Origin of the sequence: Paenibacillus sp. JNUCC32, from assembly GCF_014863545.1 — a bacterium.
Classification (GTDB): domain Bacteria; phylum Bacillota; class Bacilli; order Paenibacillales; family Paenibacillaceae; genus Paenibacillus_AQ; species Paenibacillus_AQ lautus_A.
This window is the reverse complement of sequence record NZ_CP062260.1, coordinates 1,546,237-1,567,010: the sequence shown is the minus strand read 5'-3', so window position 1 is coordinate 1,567,010 and position 20,774 is coordinate 1,546,237. Positions and strand designations below refer to the sequence as shown.

The window sequence follows — 20,774 nt, the reverse complement described above, 5'->3', positions numbered from 1 at the left end:
AGGACATAGGCATGGACATTCAAGATTCAAACTTACATAAACAATTTGCAATAAACTGCTTCAATCAGGTCTGGGATATCTTGGAGAAGAAGCAGCGGACGACGGAAGACGAAGAGAACATGATTCACATGTGTCATGCTTCCTTTTGGCATTGGAGCCGGGTGGCGGATCATACAGAGCGCAACCTGTCTATCGGGTATTGGCAGCTCTCCCGAGTATACGCGGTAACGGGTCAGGGCGATCAAGCACTGCATTATGCCAAGCGCTGCATCACGATCGGGTCATCGGCTAACCTCGAACCCTTCTACATCGGTTACGGATACGAAGCGGAAGCCAGAGCCTATCTGGTTCTGAGGAACAAGGAGCTTGCATTGGCATCCAAGCAAAAAGCGGCAAGTTATCTCGACAGGGTAACGGATAAGGAAAGCCATCAGATGCTTGCCAACGATCTCGGAAGTCTGGACTAACACGCAAACTGCGCATTATCGGATCTTTTATCGAAGGGGTTTCGCCAGATGATAACCGATATAATAAAAGACCTCTCTGCATAAAAAGGGGAGCTTGCTTCTTACGCTTTGGTAAGCGCTCCGTGACGCGGGATAAGGATTGGCTTCGAGACCCATATCTTCAGCCATCGCCATCGCCCGCTTCATGTGCAGCGGATCGCTCACGATAATATATGAGGACAGCCCTGCCGCATCGCCTATCTTGTTCGCATAATACAGGTTTTGCTCGGTGATCGTCGAACTCGTCTCTACCAGGATGTCCCTCTCCGGAACGCCGTGTTCGATGGCATATTGTTTGGCCGCTTCCGATTCGGCTACTTCCTCTTCGGACCCGCGTCCCCCTGTAAAAATGAGCTTGTCTACGTATTGTTGATCATACAGCCATAACGCATGATCGATGCGCCCCTGAAACACAGGCGAAGGTCTCCCCTCCCATACTGCTGCACCCAGAACGATCGCTGCATCGGAGGGAATATTCACCGTTCGCCCTGCATATTTCCAAATCGTGTATCCCACATTTATCGAATAAACCAGCATGATGGCTATCAGTCCCAGCAAAACTCTCAACAAGACGCGCTTTCTTCTGCTTCCTGCTTTCCGCGGCTGCATCAATCGGGTCATGCAACACCTCCAACTTCCACTCGTTCAACTCCAGTCTTCATTTTAGCATCATATGTACAGGGATATAATACAGCAAAGAAGCCTGCAGCTCCATAATCGAGCTGCAGGCTTTTGATTATCCAACTTCCTCTTGGTTCCAACGGACATCAATCCGTTTCATATCCATATAGCGTGACTCTGTTCTTCCCCTTGCTCTTGGCAATATGCATGGCTTTTTCCGTTTCGTCAGTCAAATGGGAAAGACTCAGCATGGAGGTGGGCGTTAGGCAAGCCGCTCCTACGCTTACCGTCATAAATCCGTCTTCCTCCGTTCGGTCCTTGGGGATGCTGAGCGCCAGGACGCCTTGACGTATCTTCTCAGCCACTTCATAGGTTCGGTCGGGATCGGTATCTTTGATCTTCAATATAAAGGTTCCGCCGCCGTAACGCGAAATGGCCGCTCCATAGTATTCGCCTATGATTTTCAGTGCGTCGGCAATCCATTGCAAACATAAATCGCCGCCATATAGACCATGAAGCGTGTTATACACCCGGAAATCATCGATATCGACCATCAGCAAGGCCAGAGAAACCTGGTTCTGAACGCTTTCCTCCCAATCCGTCGCCAATTCTTTTTCGAAAGTAGCCGGATTGGGCAGTTCGGTCAATGGATCTGTTGTCACGTAGCTCTGAAGCTGGTTCAATACATCGGAGTATACGCGATCGGGGCCTCCATCCGGGGTACCTTCTCTCAAAATGACCATAATGGACGATTTGCGTCCCTGATGAATGGCTGCCAGCATATATTCAAGCTCCATCCTCTTTCCATCCAGCGTATCAAACCAGCCGCTGCCGGAAACGAGCTGGGCCTGATTCTGATCCATCCGTTTGATTTGCTCTCTTAGACCCATGCGGGAACCATCGCTAGCCAAGGTGTATATTTCAAGCTGGAGCAGTTCCTCCGGCCTCGTTGCGCCAAACAGCGTCTCGGCCCGCGAATTGCAATACACGATGGTTCCCGCCGTTGTCAGTGACAAGAAGGCTACGGGGGAGTGGCCCATAAGCTGCAAATACCGCTCCTCGTTCTCCCTGAATATGCGTGCATTTTGAATGGCCTGTTCTTTGGCTTGTCTTAATTGAAAATCGGTTTGCTTGCGGACAATCGATTTCAATTGGGGGAGAACGCTTAATTCCTGAGCCTTCCATGAGTATGAAGTGCCCTCCACCACCTGCCTCCATTTTTCGAACGATTTTCGAGGGGATAAACGCATTTTATCCTCTTCTTGTATAACGGCTTTGGCCGGATCGCCAGCCCAATCCACGATTTCAACAACCTCCGGCCTGAACCACATGACATAGTTTTGTTGACCTGGCGACAGGGCGAGATACAATACGCCGGAGGCCGCACCCTTGAATGCTTTGGCAGGCTCATACTCTGCGCTGAGTTTCGAGCTGTGGTACGTATAATCCTCTGCTTGGGCGGATAACCAGCCGGCCAGCTCCATGACTTGCTTCGAAGTGGGCGTCGTGCCATACAACATCAAATTGTCCTGGTAATAGACGGCGGCACCGGTAGCGCTCATTAAATCCAGCAGGCCCTGCTCTTCGGTCTCAAGCTGCTCAAGCACCTGATAGACATCGGTGTTGCCGATGAAAATTTCGGTGAAACGGGCGGATAAAATTCGAAGCCTGAGCTCGGTTTGGTAATCATCGAGCTGCTGGCGTTGATACAGTTCGTTGGAGAAAAAGGATCCCAGAAAATTGCACAAGTTGCGGGTGCGGTGAGATACGTATTTTCGGCTGTAGTGATGGCAGGTGATTAATCCCCATAACTGGTTGTCATGGATAAGGGAAATCGTGGTTGTCGCGCCGACCCCCATATTATGAAGGTACTCAATATGAAGCGGCGACACGCTGCGAAGAACGGATAAACTGAGGTTCAGCGGCTTTCCGGTCAAAGGCTGCACGGTGGGGATGATCTCGACCGGCGTATAACCCACGTCAACAATCGTACGCAGCCAATTTCTCAAATACAGTTCACGGGCTTGCCGAGGAATATCCGATGCCGGATAATGATGGCCCAGGAAGGATTCCAGCCCTTGCTCTTTGGCTTCGGCAATCACTTTTCCGTTCCAGTGATCATCGAATTCATACAGCATCACACGGTCATAACCCAGAATGTCCTTCACGAGCTCGCAAGCCACTTGACTTGCTTCAACCCGATTCTCGGTTCGTTTCATCCGACTGAAAAAAGTCTGGATCCATTCAAAATCATCCGTAAAGGGCACGGTATCTTCCGAAACCGGCTCCAGTTCCAGCAGAATCAGCCCTTCGCTTTCGTGAAGAATTCCGATAAACTCAATCGGCTCATCGGCAACCGAAATCGTAAGATTGATATATTGTAAGTCCGGTGTCGCTATTGCTTGAAGGTCTCGGCGAATCATAAGCTCAAATTGCGTTTTTCCGATAAGCTCCTCAAGGCTCTGTCCCAAAAGGGATTCGGCGCTGATCCCGAGCAGCTGTTCCGTATTTCGGCTGCACTGCGCGATCCTGAAATCGTCGATAGGATTAATGGCAAGTAGTACGCCATGGGGCTGAATGTATCCTGGAATGTGAATAGGTTCTTTTTCGCAATTGGTCAGGTCGATCGGTTCATCCGTTACATAATCGCCCTCCGTCAGTAACTTTCGATTAAGTGCATCCTGTTCAGTCATTGCTTATCAACTTCCCTTATTCACAGATTTAAAACCAAATGCCCAATGCATCTCATTGTTATAAAGAGATACATTGGGCACAGCATATTATAACAACAGGTCTATGAAATTGTACGCCATTCAGACTCTAGGATAGCATAGTAATACTCATCCCACCAAACTTCGCCTCGAGGGATACACTGCCTAAAGCAGCCTTCTCTCCTCATGCCAAGCTTCTCCATCACCTTATACGAAGGCGTGTTCTCTGGCTGGCATGTCGCGATGATCCGGTGTATTCCCAATGCTTCAAAGCCATACTGAAGCAAGGCTCCGGCGGCTTCCGTAGCATACCCCATACCGTGGTAGGCTGAATGAAAGACCCAGCCGATCTCGTAAGTATGTTCGCCAAAGCAGGGATGAAACACCATGTGTCCGATCACGCGTTGTTCCTTTTGCAGGATGACGGCATAATGATGCGCCTGCCCGCCCTTGTTCTGCTCCAGAAATTCCTTCACCGTCTCTTCCGTATGGACCGGCTCCGGCATGTAAAACATCACCAAGGGATCGGATGTATATTGAAGAACATCCTGCCAATCTCCTGGTTCAAATTCGCGAATCACTAATCTTTCGGTAACGATATGCATTTGCCCGACTCCTCTTCAAGTTGTATTTCCGTGTCCTCTCTGCTCACACTTCAATACAGGGACAAATGCGATTCGCCGTTTATCCATTTCTTTGTCTTTCCTGATAACGCCGGGTCACCTTCTTTCATGCTGCAGGCTGTTTTTACTTTATTCGACTTTATGTATGAAACTCCTTCATAAATTGTAAAATCACTGGATATTTTGACTTAATATCGATTTGATTTTATCAAAATGCATGCCTTCATGATATAAGCAGAAGCTTAAGAATTCTTCTATCTTGGATAACTTTAAACCTTTGGATGTCGTGTAGGGAGACAAGACGGTATCTTGCAGATGTGTTGTGTACCTCTGTTCGATCCACTGGACTTGACCTTCAAGCCGTTCGATAAGTTCGCTCATGGAAGGCCATGAAGCGTTGATCTCCCTTGGTTTGGAGCCCGTCTGGAACAGCTCGGTATAATGCTCGGGGAGGTGCATGGTCTCGCCATTCACGCCGAACGTAAACCGTTCCAGCGTCAAATAGATATGTCCTGCATTCCACTTCACGTGGTTGTTCATTCCGCTCGGAATCCATTCCGCCATATCATCCGGGATATCCCTTACAAGATTCAAGGTTTGTGCACGTACAAATTCCAAATGTTCAAAAAGGTATGGTCGCATGTACCTCGCTCCTTCTCATCTGATCTAGCATCCGCTTAACCGAGTGTACCCTATATAATAAAAAAGGAATAATACCGATTACGCTTCGTTTCATAAAAAAAATGGATGAATCAGGCGCGAGCCGTTCATCATCCATGGATATCGTAGTGTCTTTCGCGGATATCCGCCTGGATATAGGAAATAAAAGAACGGATGTGTGCGGGTATCGCTTCTAGCTTTTTGGTACACACCCGTATGGGATGCGGGATCGTTACGCCTGTTACCTTTACCTTGCTAAGTTCGCCGGAAGCCAGCTCTGTCTTGATGGATAGAGCCGGGACCAGGGCAGCCCCGTAACCCGCTTTAACCGCCTCAATGGTTTCGTTCAACCCCTCTATCGTGATGGAGGAACGAGGTCCCCGGATGCCTGAGGCCTCAATCAGAGACATTAACTGTTTTCGTGTGTAACTCCCTTCCTCCCTCAGCACAAAAGGCTCCTCCATAAGCTCGAATCGAGTAACTTCTCTGCCGGCTAGGCGATGAATTGCGGGTACGGCAAAAATCAATTCGTCCTCCATAATCGTAAAGGACTCAATGACCTCGTCTTCTATGGACCAACTGCCGCAAACGATCGAGATATGTACCGAATGATCCCGTAATCGCTGCAGCGCTGTGTTGGAATTCCCTTTCAGCAGCTCCACATCCATGCGTGGATTCTGTTGTTTATATCCAACCAGCCATCCGGGAAGCAAGGCGGTCTCCGGCAGCTCCGTCGCACATATCCGCAAACTTCCCTCCCGGCCAGATTTAATGGCTTGCATCATGTCTTCCATCTCGGCTTCCATCGCAAATAACCGCTGGGAATGCGCGGCCAACGCTTCACCGGCTTCTGTCAATTGAATATTGCGCCCATTCGCCTCAATCAATTTCAAGCCGAGTTCCCGCTCCAGATTGCGGATTTGGGCGGTAACGGCCGGTTGGCTTAACATTAGATTGCCGGCCGATTTCGTAATGCTTCCCGTTTTGGACACATCATTAAATATGCGGAGTGCATGAAGATTCATGGATCCATCCCTCGATTCTTGAACGATTCACTGTGATAAAGAAGGCTTCCGATAAGGTTTGATCGGTTAACGACATCCCGACTGGTGTCAGCGAGTATTTCATTCTATCGTGCGGATTACAATAACCATAGGCAAGCCTAAACTTTCGTTCGTCAGCTTGCACAAATCTGTCACGTGCTCCAAGTTCATATGTTCCATGGCTGCCCCCGTCTTCTAGTTAAATAACGGAATCGTTCAGCATGTTTTTCCGCCCGTGCTGCAACATTTCTACAGATCTCCCGTCTATAGAGGTGCAGCAAGTACATTTTACCAATTCGCGCATGGCTTGGCTGTATCCTAGCCTTTAGGATAATCTACACTTGGAGGATACCTATCATGAACAAAATCTACAAAGTATTAACAACCGCTACAATTCTGGCGATGGCAGCACTGCCGGCAGCCGCTAATGCACAGGACGCCCCTCCTGCTTCAGTCCATACGGGGCAAGGCAGCATCGTGAATCAGGCAAAGAAAAGCGTTCCTGGAACCATGGGTTATATAACGGAATACGTAAACGATAAAACGGGCAAATGGATTACGGTCACCGGCCGCGGTCTCGGTGCCACCGATCAACAAGAAATCAAGCTATCCATTTCCAAGGACACTAAAATCATCGATGCCAAAGGAAACAAAGTCCAACTCCAAACGATTGTGGACAAGAACAAAGCAATTAAAGCCTTCTATGGCCCGAACATCACCAAGAGTCTGCCTGCTCAAGGCTCAGCGCTTACGATCATCGTTCAGGATAAAGACTTTGCGGGTATTGATGGAACCATCGCTGAGGTAACCAAGCAAGGCATTCTGGTGGAGGGTACCAATCTGTACAACGACAGTGAAGAGACTATCCTGCTTCATCTGGATCCAAAAGCGACAATCATCAATACAGACGGCAGCAAGCTCAATGCGGGTGGCCTGGAAGCCGGCATGAGCATTCGCGCTTTCTACGGACCTTATGTGGCGTTAAGCATGCCGCCTCAATCGTCAACCAACTACATTCGGGTTCAAGCCCAAGCAGAAGAGCCTGTACAAGAAGAACCTGCCGGCACGAACGGAATCATTACGGACAAGGCAGATAACAAAATCACCGTCATGGGTCAGGCACTGGAGTCGGGCGGCGTCAATTACGTCATCCTTACCGTAGACGAGAATACGGAGATCGTCGATGCGAAGGGTAAACCGCTGACGGCTGAAGCTTTGAAAGCAGATCTCCGCATCGAGGCCTATTACAGCCAAGTGATGACCCTGATTTATCCTGCCCGGACTCACGCTGATAAGATCGTGGTTTCGGAAACGACCGCTCCCAAAATCGAAGGCACCGTTGCAGCATCCGACCGCACGACCAAAGACCAGCTGTATATCAATGTAGGCTCCGACCAATCAACGGAGAATGACGTCATTCTTAACGTTACCGAAGACACGCAAGTGATTGCGGGGCTCAGCACGGAATCGGAACTGAAGCCGGGTGCGAAGGTCGTAGCCTACCACTCGCCTATCATGACCAAGTCCATTCCAGCCATCACCTCGGCCGAAGTCATCATTGTTCAATCCGGCCAATAAGGGTTAATCCAAAATAATAGCTATGCAGCAAAAAACCATCGTACGCAGGACTCCTGAATACGATGGTTTTTTAATAGGATATCGATCCGTATCAACTATTCCTCAAACTCCACGTTGTGATAGACTTGCTGAACATCCTCAAGGTCTTCCAGTGCGTCGATCAGCTTCTCGAACTGCGCCTGTCCTTCTTCCGGCAGGGACACAAAATTCTGTGCCAGCATCGTCAGCTCGGCAACGGTAAAGTCCGTTATGCCAGCAGCTTTGAATGCTTCCTGAACCGCATGGAACTGATCCGGTTCAGCGTAAACGATCACGGCTTCTTCCTCTTCCAAGATGTCGCGGACATCCAGGTCGGCTTCCAGCAGCAGATCCATGACTTCCTCTGCCGTCTTTCCTTCCACTCCGATGACGGCCGTTGGATCAAACATATAGGACACCGAACCGCTGACGCCCATATTGCCCCCGTTCTTGTTAAAGGCAGAGCGCACGGCAGGCGCCGTCCGATTGACGTTGTTCGTCAATGCATCGACGATGATCATCGATCCGTTCGGACCGAAGCCTTCATAACGAAGCTCTTCATAGTTCTCGTCCCCGCTGCCCTTGGCTTTATCCAGGGCGCGGTCAATGATCGCTTTCGGCACATTGTATGTTTTGGCACGCTCTAGTACAACCTTCAGCGCACGGTTGGATTCAGGATCCGGCTCGCCTTTTTTGGCGGCAACATAAATTTCCACACCGAATTTCGCGTATACGCGACTTGTATTAGCATCCTTGGATGCTTTCTTTTCCTTAATATTATTCCATTTACGGCCCATACGTTTCGACTCTCTTTCATCATTGAATCTGAAGCCGGTATTCAATAAATACCCCTGTCCATTATATCTCTATTAAGTCCCTTGAACAAGGTTAAGAGCGTAGATCCGGAAAATAGACACATACCCGTAATAATCATCAGGTTCGAAGGCACTTCAAGCGCATGAACCGATGCGGGAAGTGCCTTTTTGGCGAGCGATTTATAGACAACACAAAATATATGTTGATTATTTATAGACAAAATATTATTATGTCTATGTATTAATCAACGAAATGCGCATTCGCTTGTTTTTTACGATGTCCGGCCTGCACAATGCAGGTCACGAAAGGAGAATCATTCATGATGCTTAACAACCCGTATGTCCGAACCGTTGTGTTCTCACGCGTACTCTTGAACCTCGGCATTTGGGTTCGCAACTTCGCCATTCTGTTATACGTTACGGACATGACAGGCAATAATCCTGTGTATGTATCTCTCATATCCGTAGCCGAATTTGCCCCTATTTTCTTGTTTGCCTTCATCGGCGGTACTTTCGCGGACCGCTGGCGTCCTAAACGTACCATGGTCCGTTCGGATGTTTTGTCCGCGTTATCGGCATTTCTCGTGCTGATCGCCGTTCATAACGGGTCGTGGCAGGCATTGCTGGTACTCACGTTCTTCTCTGCCACCGTGTCACAATTTTCCCAGCCCTCGGCGATGAAGCTGTTCAAACAGCATGTGCCCGCTGAACAGCTGCAATCCGTAATGGCCATGTTTCAATCCATGGTTGCCTTCTTTACGGTCATCGGCCCGATCGCAGGCGCATTTGTATACCAGAAGTACGGCATTGAAATATCGCTGATCGCCACAGGCGCCTTATTTCTGGGTTCTGGCTTGATTCTGACTTTATTGCCTCGCGATATGCTGGAAGAGACACAATCCAAGCACCAGAACCTCCAGCAAGAACTTATCGAAGGCCTTCGTTATGTATGGAGTAATCAAACGCTCCGAACACTAGGTGCGACCTTCGCCGCCGCTGGCTTGGCATCGGGACTTATCCAGCCGCTCGCGATTTTTGTGACGATTGAGAACCTCGGGCAGGATAAATCATTCTTGCAATGGCTGTTAACCGTCAATGGGGCGGCGATGCTGGTCGGAGGGGGATTCGTCATGGCATTTGCCAAGAAAATAACCCCTCAAACCTTACTGGCTCTCGGACTGACCGTTAGTGCTATCGGAAACCTCGGTATCGGCTGGTCAACAAACATCATGTTTACGCTGCTGCTTCTGGTGCTTAACGGATTCTTCTACCCCGCCATCCACATTGGAATCAACACCCTGATCCTAAACAATGCGGAGGGGCCATATATTGGTCGGGTGGGCGGCGCGCTTACCCCGATCTTTATGGGCATGATGGTGCTGGGCATGTCGCTGGGAGGATTGCTCAAAGACCAGCTGTCCCTGTTCTTCGTCTATGCGGTCAGTGCACTCTTGCTCCTCACAGGATCGGCGTTACTGATCCCATTATTTAAAAAGAAAACGAGCACGGCCGGCGTATTGGAGCAATGAGCAGCGAAAAAGAGCCGCCTCCCATTTCGAGAGGCGGCTCTTTGGTTTGAAATATGGGGCGAGACGGACAATGAGGTGCGATGAACGTAACAAACCGGAGTTCTTCTTTAAGAAGGGCTCCGGTTTGTTAATAACTTAGTAGAATTACGCGTGAAATTGTTGACCGTCCAATACTTCCTTCACGTAACCGGCGCGAATGACATAATCGCCCAAGCGCTCGCCGATCTCGCGTTCTTCTGCGTACTGCTTCATGATCTGGCGAAGGGAGTCCAGAATCTCAGCCTCCCCGATGTTCTCTTTATAAAGCTTGTTTAGCCGGTGTCCGGAGAATCCGCCGCCCAGGTACATATTGTATTTGCCCGGTGCCTTACCGATAAACGCGATTTCGGCCAGCATCGGTCTGGCACAGCCGTTCGGGCATCCTGTCATTCGAATGACGATGTCCTCTTCGCTCAGTCCGTTCTCTTCCAGGATCGGATCGATTTTATCCAATAGCGTCGGCAAATATCGCTCGGATTCGGCCATGGCCAATCCACAAGTCGGCAAGGCTACGCATGCCATGGAATTTCTGCGCAGCGCAGAATAATGATGGCCGTCCGTCAGCCCGTAACGCTTGATGAGTTCTTCAATCTTCTTCTTTTTGTGGCTGCTGATATTGGCAATGATCAGATTCTGATTGGCCGTCAATCGAAAATCGCCATTATGGATTTGGGCGATTTCGCGAAGACCCGTCATCAGCAGGTAATCGGCATCGTCTTTCACGCGCCCGTTCTGGATGAACAGCGTGAAATGCCATTTGCCGTTGCTGCCTTTTACCCAGCCGTAACGATCGCCGTTATGATCGAAATGGAACGGCTTTGCCTCCTCCAGCTTCCATCCCAGACGGCTGGTCAGCTCGTTAACGAACCAATCGATTCCGCGGTCATCAATCGTATATTTGAAACGAGCATGCTTGCGCACTGCGCGGTCTCCGTAATCACGCTGAATCGTCACCGTTTTCTCGGCCAAGTCCACGATCTGCTCGGGTTTGCAGAATCCGATGACTTTCCCCACTTGAGGATAGGTTAGCGGATCACCGTGCGTCATTCCCATGCCGCCGCCTACCGAGACGTTAAAGCCTTTTAATTTGCCGTCCTCCACGATCGCTATGAAGCCGAGGTCCTGGGAATAAACATCGACATCGTTGGAAGGCGGCACGGCCATCCCAATCTTGAATTTCCGCGGCAGGTACACCGGGCCGTAGATCGGCTCCTGTTCCTCTCCATTCTGCGTGCTGTCCACGATCTTCTCGCCGTCAAGCCAAATCTCATGATACGCACGCGAACGCGGATCGAGATGACTGCTGAGCATGCGTGCCCATTCGTATACCTCCGAATGAATTTCGGATTGATCGGGGTTCGGATTGCACATGACATTACGGTTAACGTCACCGCAAGCGGCCAACGTGCTAAGCATGGCTTCATTGACTTCTTTAATGGTGCTCTTCATATTCCACTTCAATACACCGTGGAGCTGGAAGGATTGACGCGTTGTCAATCGAATCGTGCCGTTTGCATACTTCTGGGCTACGCGGTCCATCATCAGCCATTGCTCCGGCGTGACGACACCGCCCGCTGCGCGTACGCGCAGCATGAACTGATAAGCGGGCTCCAGCTTTTGCTTGTGCCGTTCGTTTCGCAAGTCCCGGTCGTCCTGCATATAGCTGCCGTGGAATTTCATCAATCGGTTATCGTCTTCGGGAATCGATGCCGTAATGCGATCCTCCAATGTTTCTACAAGACTGCCCCGCAGATAATTGCTTCGACGCTTGATGTCCTCGACATCGCTATGCGGCGCACTATTCGGTGATACAAGGTTATTATCAGACATGTTCCTTTTCTCCTCTCGAAAACCACAGGGATGACCTCAATACACATCCCGCTGATAACGTTTCTGTTGCTGCATGAGCGTCAGATATTCCGCAGCTTCTTCCGGACTCATCCCGCCTTCTTGCTCAAGAATGGACCCCAGGGCGGAGTGCACGTCATGAGCCATCTTTTTCTCATCGCCGCAGACATATACGCAAGCCCCTTCTTGGAGCCACTGGTACAGCTCCTTGCTGCTCTCCAGCATCCGGTGCTGCACGTACACTTTCTTGTCCGTATCCCGTGAGAAGGCAACATCCATGCGAGTCAACACCCCATCCTTCAACCAGCGCTGCCACTCGATCTGGTAGAGGAAGTCCGTCGTGAAATGCTGATCGCCGTAGAACAGCCACGATTTCCCTTCTGCGCCCGTCTCTTCCCGTTCCCCCAGGAAAGCCCGAAAAGGGGCCACGCCCGTGCCGGGTCCAATCATAATAATCGGGGTGTCCGGATTCTCGGGGAGCTTAAAGTTCGGGTTATGCTGAATGTATACCGGCAATGAATCGCCAGCTTCCAGTCGTTCTGCCAATTGTACCGAGCACACCCCGTAGCGGTTGCGGCCGTGTGCTTCATAGCGGACCGTACGAACGGTGACATGGACTTCATCCGGAAACGCTTTGGAGCTGCTTGCGATCGAGTACAGACGAGCCGGAATCTTGCGCAGAATGGATACAAAATCGCTTGCCGCCACTTGCTGCAGCCCATAATCCTGTACCAGATCCAGCAAATCCCGTTCCTCGATATAGGCACGAAGTTCCTGCTCATGTCCAGGCTCCAGCAGTTTCCGAAGCTCTTCGCTCCCCGACAGCTTAGCCGCCTGTTCAATCAGTGGTTTCGTGAGAACCGTGATTTCATAATGACGGAGCAAGGCATCCCGCAGCGTCCGCGCTTCGCCACTTTTGTTCACAACGACCGCTTCGTCTGCATTCCATCCCATTTCAGCGATGAGATCATCTACCAGCTGCGGATGATTTTCCGGATAGATGCCTAAACTGTCGCCAGGCTCATACTGCAGATTCGATCCTTCAAGCGATATTTCGATATGACGAGTTTCCCGTTCAGACCCTCTTCCGTTCAAATTCAAATTTTCGAGGATCTCGGCTTGAAACGGATTACTTCTCGAATATTCCGATTCCGTACTGTCGGTCAGGGCTACCGCGCTTACATGTTCAACAGCGGACGATCCCGCTCCGGCCTCATTCAACGATAGGAGGACCTGATTCATCCATTCCGCGGCCGATTCATCAAAATCCACGTCACAGTCTACTCTTGGCGTCAGCCGCTTACCGCCCAGTTCCTCGAGGCGCTTGTCGAAATCTTTACCCGTTTGGCAGAAAAATTCATACGAGGTATCCCCCAGCGCCAGTACGGAATATTGAAGATTCTCCACCTGAGGTGCCCGCTTGCCATGCAGGAACTCATAGAATGGAATCGCGTTATCCGGCGGTTCGCCCTCTCCGTGCGTACTTACAATAATGAGGAGATTCTGTAATTTCTTCAGGTTGTTCGGCTTGAAATCGCTCATCGAGGACATGGTGACCTGCAATCCGACTTCTTCAAGCTTCTTCGATAACTTTTTCGATAATCCATGACCGTTGCCCGTCTGAGACCCATATAGGACGGTGACTTCTTTAGGAGCTGACACGACCGGTGCCGATACGGCTGCCGCCGCGCTCGCTTGCGGTGAAGCAGCAACTGCCGCAGCGGCTGCCGTTCCCTGCAAAGCCGCGATAAAGCCGCTCAGCCACGTCCGCTGGGATTCCGTCAGTGTAGGCAGTAAGCGATTCAGCAATTCCACTTGTTCCTGATTAAAAGGACTGTTCGTTACTTGAAGTTCCAACAATATCCACCTCTCAAAAGCGCACATTATTAATTCCTACTATTGCGATACAATTAATTTTATTGCTCCTCTGAACCTATCACAGCTTACGGGACCGGTCAATTACAATGTTCTTATAGCATTTATCAGTTTTCCTGATAAATCGGTTTTCCCGACGTTTACTGGATAAAAGCAAGCCGAATTACGGAATATCGCCATCCCCGAATGGTAATGATACCAATGATAAGGAGGAAGACATCGGATGCACAATCAAGACTGCAATTTTACGCCGCTGAAACGCAAATTAAAGGAACAGCTTTCGGATATCACGGGCCACCTGCAGCAGGTTATCGTCAATTTGGATCGAGACGGCTCCTGCCTGCTAGGGGAGCTGGACTCGATACGAACCAAGTTCATGGAAGCCGAATCGATTTCATCAACGTATTATCTCAATTGTTTTCTCTTCCCCTTCACCAGCAAATATCAAGAAATCGCGAAATCTGTATACCATCTCAGCCAAAAAAATCTGGGTGCGTTAATTGTTATTCAACGCGAGGACGGCCTGGATTCCTTAATAACGCCCGGCATTCCCTTGTCGGCAGAAATCACGAGCCCCCTGCTTGAATCCATATTCGTTCCGGGCAGTCCGCTCCACGATGGAGCTGTGCTCGTGCGCAAAGATATGATTATTTCGGCTGCGAACGTGCTCCCGTTAACCGCCAAAACCTACGGGGATCGCAAGCTCGGAACCCGTCACCGTGCAGCCATAGGACTATCCGAGATCAGTGATGCCTTGGTCCTCGTTGTATCGGAAGAGACCGGGAGAACCTCCTTCTGTATGGAAGGCACAATGTATCCTTTATCCATCAGCAGCCCCTAGCATTGGCTGTTGATTCATTCTGCCTCCTAGAAGCAGATGAAGAGTAACCCTTCCTGACCGAAGCCGACATATCTCAGTAGACTAAATCCTGAAAAAAAAGAGCCGCAGATGCTGAGTCTGCGGCTCTTTTTATGGATCCAACCGATGATGGATCTTTTATGCAAAGGTATAGGTCCAGAAACGCTCCGTTCCGAAGCGCTGCTCCACTTCCTTGGCCTTCATCTGTTTCTTGCCAAGCAGCTCGGCTGCTTGGAATTGAGAGCGATGAGCTTGAATGGAGTTCAGCTTCTGCACCATAAACATGGATACGTCTTGGTAGACATCCGGTTTACCCAATTCCTGTTCACAGTTGTTGGAGAAAGCCAGACATTGGACCACGGGTCTTTCTTCGGACGGCATCCGACCAATCGTTCGAATGACGGCCGCGCCTGTTGCATCATGATCGGGGTGCACGCTGTAACCAGGGTAGAACGTGAACACCAGCGATGGCTTGATCTCCTGAAGCAGAGAAGCAATCACGCCGTCCAGTTTGTCCTGATCCTCGAACTCAATCGTTTTATCATGGAAACCAAGCAATCTCAGATCCTGTATGCCGATGGCTTTGCAGGATTCTTCCAGCTCCGCTTTGCGTATCGTTGGAAGCGTAATGCGATTCGCGAAGGGAGGAATGCCCATATTGCGGCCCATTTCCCCCAGCGTTAAACACGCGTAGGTTACATGTGCGCCTTCAATAATATATTTAGCCAGCGTTCCGGACAAACCAAAAGCCTCGTCATCCGGATGCGGCAATACGACCAGTATGTTTTGCTCCATCGATCCTCGTCTCCTCTCTCTATTAAAAAGGTTCCCGGCTCAGCTGCAAAGCGACAACCAGTTTCCCCTGACTGTCATGACCCGCCATGATGAGCCGTTCGGTGTCCGTCTGCTCGAAGTGGGTGAGTCCTTCCGTATATACCCAGCCTTGGCCCATCTTCAATCCGACCCTGTAAGGTCCGTTGCCGGATATGGAACCATGACTGTAACGAATGGTTGCGTTCGTAATAAAATTAGCCGCCGGGTGTTTGGAGCTGTCATAATGGGCAGCATAGGCGCCTGTCGTCATCTCAAGATGGATATATAAATCCTGATCCTTCAATTTATCAATCATTTGCTGTACTTCAGTTTGATTTATGAGTTCCATATTTCCCTCCAATATAAAGAATCACTACGCCATAAGCAGTCGATATGATAATTCTATCATAATTATTGAGCAGGACGAAAACCCTCAAAACCGATGAACAAGATTATCTCTCGGCAAAGAGAGTTGCGTATTCCGGCTGTGCCGCATAAACGCTTAGCTCGTGCTCAGATATAACCGTATAGCCTTCCCGGCGCAGAAGAGCCGTAGTCACGCCATAACCGGCCTGTTTCACATTGTCAAATTCTCCGTTATAAATCATGGCACTTCCGCAGGAAGGACTTCCCTCTTTCAGGACGATCAGCAAGGCTCCAAGCTCTTGTGCCATTCGAAGAGCCTGGTATGCACCTTGGATATACATCTCGGTCACGTCTCTGCCCGATAGCTCCACCACTCTGGCTTTTCCCGCCAGTACATCATCCCCGTTCCCTCCAACGATCTCCGCAGGTTCTCGAGGGATGGTGAATCCACCCAGCAGTTCGGGACATACGGTTACGGCTTTCTTCGCTTCAACAAGCAGCTGAATATTCGTATCCATGCTGTCAGTCGCATTATAGCGAACTTTCATACCGGCTAAACATGAGCTTACAACAATCACAGATGCCACCTCAAATCTTTCGTTCATACAAACTTACAATCGAAGCCGTTCGCCCTCATTCAAGTATCATGAATCAGAACCCAAATGTCAACGAAATGCAATGAAGAGCTGCCGCGGCGTTCGGAAGCCCTTAATGCCAAAAGTGTATCCATTTTACGAACTTAGACCGCTTCTCTCCATCATGACTCATCTCAGCATGGGAGCAACCCTCTTAAGGAAATGATTCATTAAAATCGGCAAGGAAATCAGAATCGGCGGATCATCCAGCCGGGGAACGTGGAGCGTAACATGAAGATGCGGCGTCCTGGCGTACGGCTTTACGATAACGGGCTCCTTTGAACGGGTACGCAGCGTAGTGGACTGAGGAAGCAGGAAATCGACCGCCTGCATACCCCATGGGACCGAAGTAGCCATCAAATAATACGTGCCGGGTCTGACGTCGGTAAAACGAAAGGAGCCGACGGATGAAAGCAAAGTACCGTATAGGGGAAACCCTTCGGGGATCGGCTTGGCAAACAGCCCGATCAAAATCACGCCCTGAAAGGGAGCCGCGGCCTCGATCGTGCCTTCAACCGTCAAATCGGGATTATCTACCGGCATGGACTCGCGCCAGCTGTTCAGCTTCTGCAGGGCTAACAGATGCTCGTCGGCCTCCTCCTTCGAGTTTCGGAATTGCGAAGGGGTCACCCCCACCCTCTCCGTGAAGCGCGTCGTAAACGTCCCCAGACTCTGCTGGCCGATCTCCATGGCGATATCCCGTATGCTTAGATGCGTATGTAACAGCAAATCCTTTGCCTTCTCCAGGCGAAGCGATGAAACATAATATAACGGAGGCAGCCCGATTCGATCCTTGAATATACGCGAGAAGTGATATGGGCTGTACCCGATGTAATCCGCAAGCGTTGATAACGGGAGAGGCTCGTAAATATTCTTGTGAATATAAGCGATTACTTCATCGATTTCAGCATATCGATCAGTCATCAGGTCTGCACCATCTTTCATACCGGATATGTTATGTATGGATTCCAATTCATCTCTCTCGAAGAACAATTGTTCGCATTCATACTATCATATCCATTTAAAAAATGGAAGCATTTGCAATGCCATATTCACGAATTAAATAATTAAAATTGCAACTAAAAAGCCGCGCTGGTTGCACGGCTTTCATCATCTTAATCCATATCCGGAATATGGATTTCCACTTCTTTTTTGCTTTGGGAGGATCGCAGAATACCGTCCAGTATCGCTTGATTGCGAAGCACCTGCTCACCCGGAATCGGCGCCGGCTTGCCTTCGCGCACCGCGCTAACGAAATCCTTGATTTTCTCCTGGAATACATTCAGCTCATGGCTGATCAGCGGTATTGCGCTTTCGGTATGATGGCCCTGGATATCGTGGAACAAGGAAATCGATCCTACCTTCCCGTCCCATACACCGCTCCAAGGGCCTGAGCCTGCAGGCGTAATCTTCATGCCCGCGTCCGTCCCAAGGAACATCGTTGCCCCGAGCGTATCCATATGCATAGCCCAGGATGTTTTAAAGTTAAGCACAAGGTCGCCTTCAAACCGAATGATGGCTACCCCGAAGTCCTCTACGTTAAACGCTCCGGCTTCCGCATGGTATTTGGGATTCGTCCCGAAATAATTCGACGTATAAGCGGATACCGTTAATGGCTTGGGATATCCCAGGGCGTTCAGCGCCATGTCCAGGGAATAGCATCCGATGTCCGCCATAGCGCCTGCCCCGGCGATTTCCTGGCGTACAAACGTGCCGCCTGGCATTCCCCGTCGGCGGCCGCCCCCGGTTTCCACATAGTACACTTTTCCAAGCTCGCCGTTCTGGATCAAATTCTTAATGATGCCCATGTTCGGGTCATATCGCGGCTGGAAGCCTACATTAAGCATATTCCCGGTCTTCTTCGAGATTTGAACCATCTCGATCGCTTCATCCAAAGTGACCGACATCGGTTTTTCAAGCATAACGTGTTTGCCCGCCGACAGCGCATCGATCGTCGTACGGTAATGAGCGACGTTCGGCGTACAGATGCTTACGCCGTCCAGGTCAAGATCCAACAATCTGCGGTGGTCATCGAATCCGATGGCTCCCTGCAATCCCCAGCGCTCAATAAACTGATCGGCTCTGCCGGGTAAAATATCAGCTACGGCAACAATTTGCACATCGTCAATTTGTTTATAGTACTTTGCATGCTCCCCCGCAATGCCGCCGCTTCCAATAATTCCAATTCGAATGGTTTTGCCCATGGCTGATACTCCCCCTACAATTTCACATTCATGGCTCGGTATGTTGTTGGCGTATATCCGTATCTCTTTCGGAAAACGGTATGCAGATAACTGCCGCTGGAGAAGCCTTCGTGAATGGCGATTTTGTCAATCGACCAATTGGTATCGATCAGCTTCCTGCACACGGCTTCCAGGCGGACATGCTCCAGGATCTCGCTGAAGGACTGACCTTCCGCTTGCTCCTTGAATATCCGCTGCAGCTGTCTTGAGCTGATATGCAGCTTCTCTGCGACGTCATCCAGCACAACCTCACCCGAAGAATTCGCATGGATATACTCCAGCGCCAATTGATAACGGTAAGCCTTCATATCGCGCGAAGGCAGCTCCGCTTCCGATGGCTCGGATTCATATGCGCGCACAGCGCGCAGCAATATCTGAATAAGGCATTGCTTGATCGTTGTGTACAGACCCGAATATTTCTCCTGCGAAGCCTGATAAGCCTCAAGAAAATAAGGCATCGCGCGATGGATGTCCATCGTCGGCTTCATCGGCAATTCTCTCAGCTTCTCCATGCAGTCATCGGCTTCCGCCATTTCCCAAGGATCCGAAACAGGCAGTGCCGGGCTCTCAGGCTCGGAAATCTCATCGCGGGGAATGATGTCGACGTGCAGGCATAATTCGTCCATCGGTTCCGCGGTATCCGCTTCCTGATAATGAAGCACGTTCGGACCCGTTAAATAGAACATCCCTTCCCGCAGCGCATACGGCTCATCCTCCATAATAACGGTCCCCTTGCCGCGGGGTATGAAATGAAATTCATACTCCGCATGCTTATGGAAGGAGACAATCTTCCCGGGCGGGAAGGTGGTCAGATGAAACCGAAGGACCCGGATCTCGTAACGTCCCCAATAGACCCTAAGATCAAGCCGCTCCAAGGCATCCTGCCGCTCTTTCATCATTTCGTATGGAAAATGGTTATTCATCCCGGTGCATCATCCCTGTATCTTATGCTTGAAGTTCATCCAATCTTACAGCACGATGCTCCTTGGCCGAACGATTGGCTGCCTCCATCAATTTGGTCAATTCAACCGCATATGCGATATTTTCTTCGGCAACGGTATCTTCTTGAATATGAGAAATCCATTGTTCAAAAGCACTTGCGCGGTTCGCCGGTACCGGCAGCTCAACCCAAGCATCCTTGTACTCTTCTTTTTTCGTTGAACGAATCAGAAGCTTGCTATCCGGCGTACCGTACAGGATGGTTCCATCCGTGCCATGAATCTCGATCGTGAACGGAGAGAAGTTGTTAACGAATCCGGCTTCCACCACGCCGACGGCACCCGCCGCCGTAGAGAGCGTGGCAACGGCGTTGTCTTCTACCTCTTTGCCGGTTATGTATCCGAAATTCGCTTGGACGTCAATGGCTTCCTCACCAAGGAACAGGCGCGTCAAATACATCGGATGGCAGCCCAGATCGATCAGGGCACCCCCGCGGCACTCCTCCAGGCTGTAGAAATGCTCAGGCAGCCAACCGGCGGTTGCGCCATTGTGGGACAAGCGAACGCGAACGAGCGTCACGGTTCCCAGCAATCCCTGCTCCAATACCTCACGGATCGCCAGCGTATAACCGTCATTCAGCCGCGGTAGCGATACCGTGAATTTGACCTGATTCTCCTTCACGGCTTTAATGATATCATTGACCTCCTGAAGGGTTGCAGCAATTACTTTTTCCGTGAAAATATGCTTGCCTGCCGCTGCGGCCTTCAACATGACTTCTCTGTGCATGGATGTCGGAGCATCCACGATCACGGCATCAATATCGTCGCTTTGCAGCATATCATCCAGCGATTCATGAAAACGCACGCCTTGCTTCTCGGCGGCTTCTCTTCCCCGCTCCGGATTCTCATCCCATACCGCTACGATCTGAGCATCGGGATGCTCCTGCGCTTGTTTCGTATAATCCCATGCGTGCACATGCCAATAACTAATTTTTCCGATTCTGATCATTCTAGTCACCTCAGTATCTAATATTAAGACATCATGCCATTAATC

19 protein-coding genes are annotated in these 20,774 nt (G+C 50.1%); 4 read left to right on the top strand and 15 right to left on the bottom strand.

Annotated features, from left to right (window positions below; genetic code table 11):
- Positions 1–11 precede the first annotated feature (11 nt).
- On the top strand, positions 12–467 hold the full coding sequence (locus JNUCC32_RS07305) for a hypothetical protein (protein ID WP_096774202.1): 456 nt from the start codon (positions 12–14) through the stop codon (positions 465–467).
- A gap of 27 nt (positions 468–494) precedes the next feature.
- Here JNUCC32_RS07305 and JNUCC32_RS07300 read toward each other — a convergent pair whose 3' ends face one another.
- The 5 genes from JNUCC32_RS07300 to JNUCC32_RS07280 form a co-directional block, all read right to left on the bottom strand.
- Positions 495–1,127, bottom strand: a complete 633-nt coding sequence (locus tag JNUCC32_RS07300) for a YdcF family protein (RefSeq protein ID WP_192571507.1) — start codon at positions 1,125–1,127, stop codon at positions 495–497.
- Positions 1,128–1,273: 146 nt separating this feature from the next.
- On the bottom strand, positions 1,274–3,820 hold the full coding sequence (locus JNUCC32_RS07295) for a diguanylate cyclase domain-containing protein (protein ID WP_192571506.1): 2,547 nt from the start codon (positions 3,818–3,820) through the stop codon (positions 1,274–1,276).
- 101 nt (positions 3,821–3,921) lie between these two features.
- Positions 3,922–4,443 (bottom strand): GNAT family N-acetyltransferase, encoded by a 522-nt coding sequence (locus tag JNUCC32_RS07290; protein ID WP_192571505.1) that lies wholly within the window; start codon positions 4,441–4,443, stop codon positions 3,922–3,924.
- Positions 4,444–4,632: 189 nt separating this feature from the next.
- Positions 4,633–5,103: a DinB family protein gene (locus tag JNUCC32_RS07285; RefSeq protein ID WP_192571504.1), complete on the bottom strand. Its 471-nt coding sequence runs from the start codon at positions 5,101–5,103 to the stop codon at positions 4,633–4,635.
- 128 nt (positions 5,104–5,231) lie between these two features.
- Positions 5,232–6,146 (bottom strand): LysR family transcriptional regulator, encoded by a 915-nt coding sequence (locus JNUCC32_RS07280; RefSeq protein WP_192571503.1) that lies wholly within the window; start codon positions 6,144–6,146, stop codon positions 5,232–5,234.
- Between the two features lie 375 nt (positions 6,147–6,521).
- Between JNUCC32_RS07280 and JNUCC32_RS07275 the strand changes: the two genes are divergently transcribed.
- Positions 6,522–7,742, top strand: a complete 1,221-nt coding sequence (locus tag JNUCC32_RS07275; RefSeq protein WP_192571502.1) for a peptidase — start codon at positions 6,522–6,524, stop codon at positions 7,740–7,742.
- Between the two features lie 95 nt (positions 7,743–7,837).
- Here the strand turns inward: JNUCC32_RS07275 and JNUCC32_RS07270 are convergent, their stop codons facing one another.
- A complete protein-coding gene (locus JNUCC32_RS07270) occupies positions 7,838–8,557 on the bottom strand; it encodes a YebC/PmpR family DNA-binding transcriptional regulator (protein WP_009596040.1) in 720 nt (239 codons plus the stop codon).
- 338 nt (positions 8,558–8,895) lie between these two features.
- Here JNUCC32_RS07270 and JNUCC32_RS07265 point away from each other — a divergent pair, with 338 nt between their 5' ends.
- Entirely contained in the window at positions 8,896–10,104 is a 1,209-nt protein-coding gene (locus JNUCC32_RS07265; RefSeq protein WP_083775418.1) for an MFS transporter, read from the top strand.
- A 144-nt stretch (positions 10,105–10,248) separates the two neighbouring features.
- On the opposite strand, the gene cysI is transcribed toward JNUCC32_RS07265, so the two are convergent.
- On the bottom strand, positions 10,249–11,973 hold the full coding sequence (cysI, locus tag JNUCC32_RS07260) for an assimilatory sulfite reductase (NADPH) hemoprotein subunit (RefSeq protein ID WP_096774211.1): 1,725 nt from the start codon (positions 11,971–11,973) through the stop codon (positions 10,249–10,251).
- 36 nt (positions 11,974–12,009) lie between these two features.
- On the bottom strand, positions 12,010–13,848 hold the full coding sequence (locus JNUCC32_RS07255) for an assimilatory sulfite reductase (NADPH) flavoprotein subunit (RefSeq protein ID WP_192571501.1): 1,839 nt from the start codon (positions 13,846–13,848) through the stop codon (positions 12,010–12,012).
- 241 nt (positions 13,849–14,089) lie between these two features.
- Between JNUCC32_RS07255 and cdaS the strand changes: the two genes are divergently transcribed.
- Positions 14,090–14,707 carry a sporulation-specific diadenylate cyclase CdaS gene (gene cdaS / locus JNUCC32_RS07250; protein ID WP_096774213.1) on the top strand — a complete coding sequence of 206 codons (618 nt, stop codon included), beginning with the start codon at positions 14,090–14,092 and terminating at the stop codon, positions 14,705–14,707.
- A gap of 156 nt (positions 14,708–14,863) precedes the next feature.
- Here the strand turns inward: cdaS and bshB2 are convergent, their stop codons facing one another.
- The 7 genes from bshB2 to JNUCC32_RS07215 all read right to left on the bottom strand — a co-directional run bounded on the left by bshB2 (position 14,864) and on the right by JNUCC32_RS07215 (position 20,729).
- Positions 14,864–15,520 (bottom strand): bacillithiol biosynthesis deacetylase BshB2, encoded by a 657-nt coding sequence (gene bshB2, locus JNUCC32_RS07245; RefSeq protein WP_096774214.1) that lies wholly within the window; start codon positions 15,518–15,520, stop codon positions 14,864–14,866.
- Positions 15,521–15,542: 22 nt separating this feature from the next.
- Positions 15,543–15,887, bottom strand: coding sequence for a YojF family protein (locus JNUCC32_RS07240; protein ID WP_015735930.1), 345 nt, complete (start codon positions 15,885–15,887; stop codon positions 15,543–15,545).
- A gap of 103 nt (positions 15,888–15,990) precedes the next feature.
- On the bottom strand, positions 15,991–16,482 hold the full coding sequence (locus JNUCC32_RS07235; RefSeq protein WP_192571500.1) for a 2-thiouracil desulfurase family protein: 492 nt from the start codon (positions 16,480–16,482) through the stop codon (positions 15,991–15,993).
- A gap of 186 nt (positions 16,483–16,668) precedes the next feature.
- Complete coding sequence (locus JNUCC32_RS07230) at positions 16,669–17,463, bottom strand: helix-turn-helix transcriptional regulator (protein WP_096774594.1); 795 nt, start codon at positions 17,461–17,463, stop codon at positions 16,669–16,671.
- Positions 17,464–17,654: 191 nt separating this feature from the next.
- Positions 17,655–18,743: a Gfo/Idh/MocA family protein gene (locus JNUCC32_RS07225; protein ID WP_009595639.1), complete on the bottom strand. Its 1,089-nt coding sequence runs from the start codon at positions 18,741–18,743 to the stop codon at positions 17,655–17,657.
- A gap of 14 nt (positions 18,744–18,757) precedes the next feature.
- Complete coding sequence (locus JNUCC32_RS07220; RefSeq protein WP_015735934.1) at positions 18,758–19,705, bottom strand: AraC family transcriptional regulator; 948 nt, start codon at positions 19,703–19,705, stop codon at positions 18,758–18,760.
- Between the two features lie 22 nt (positions 19,706–19,727).
- Positions 19,728–20,729, bottom strand: coding sequence for a Gfo/Idh/MocA family protein (locus tag JNUCC32_RS07215; RefSeq protein ID WP_096774216.1), 1,002 nt, complete (start codon positions 20,727–20,729; stop codon positions 19,728–19,730).
- Positions 20,730–20,774 lie beyond the last annotated feature (45 nt).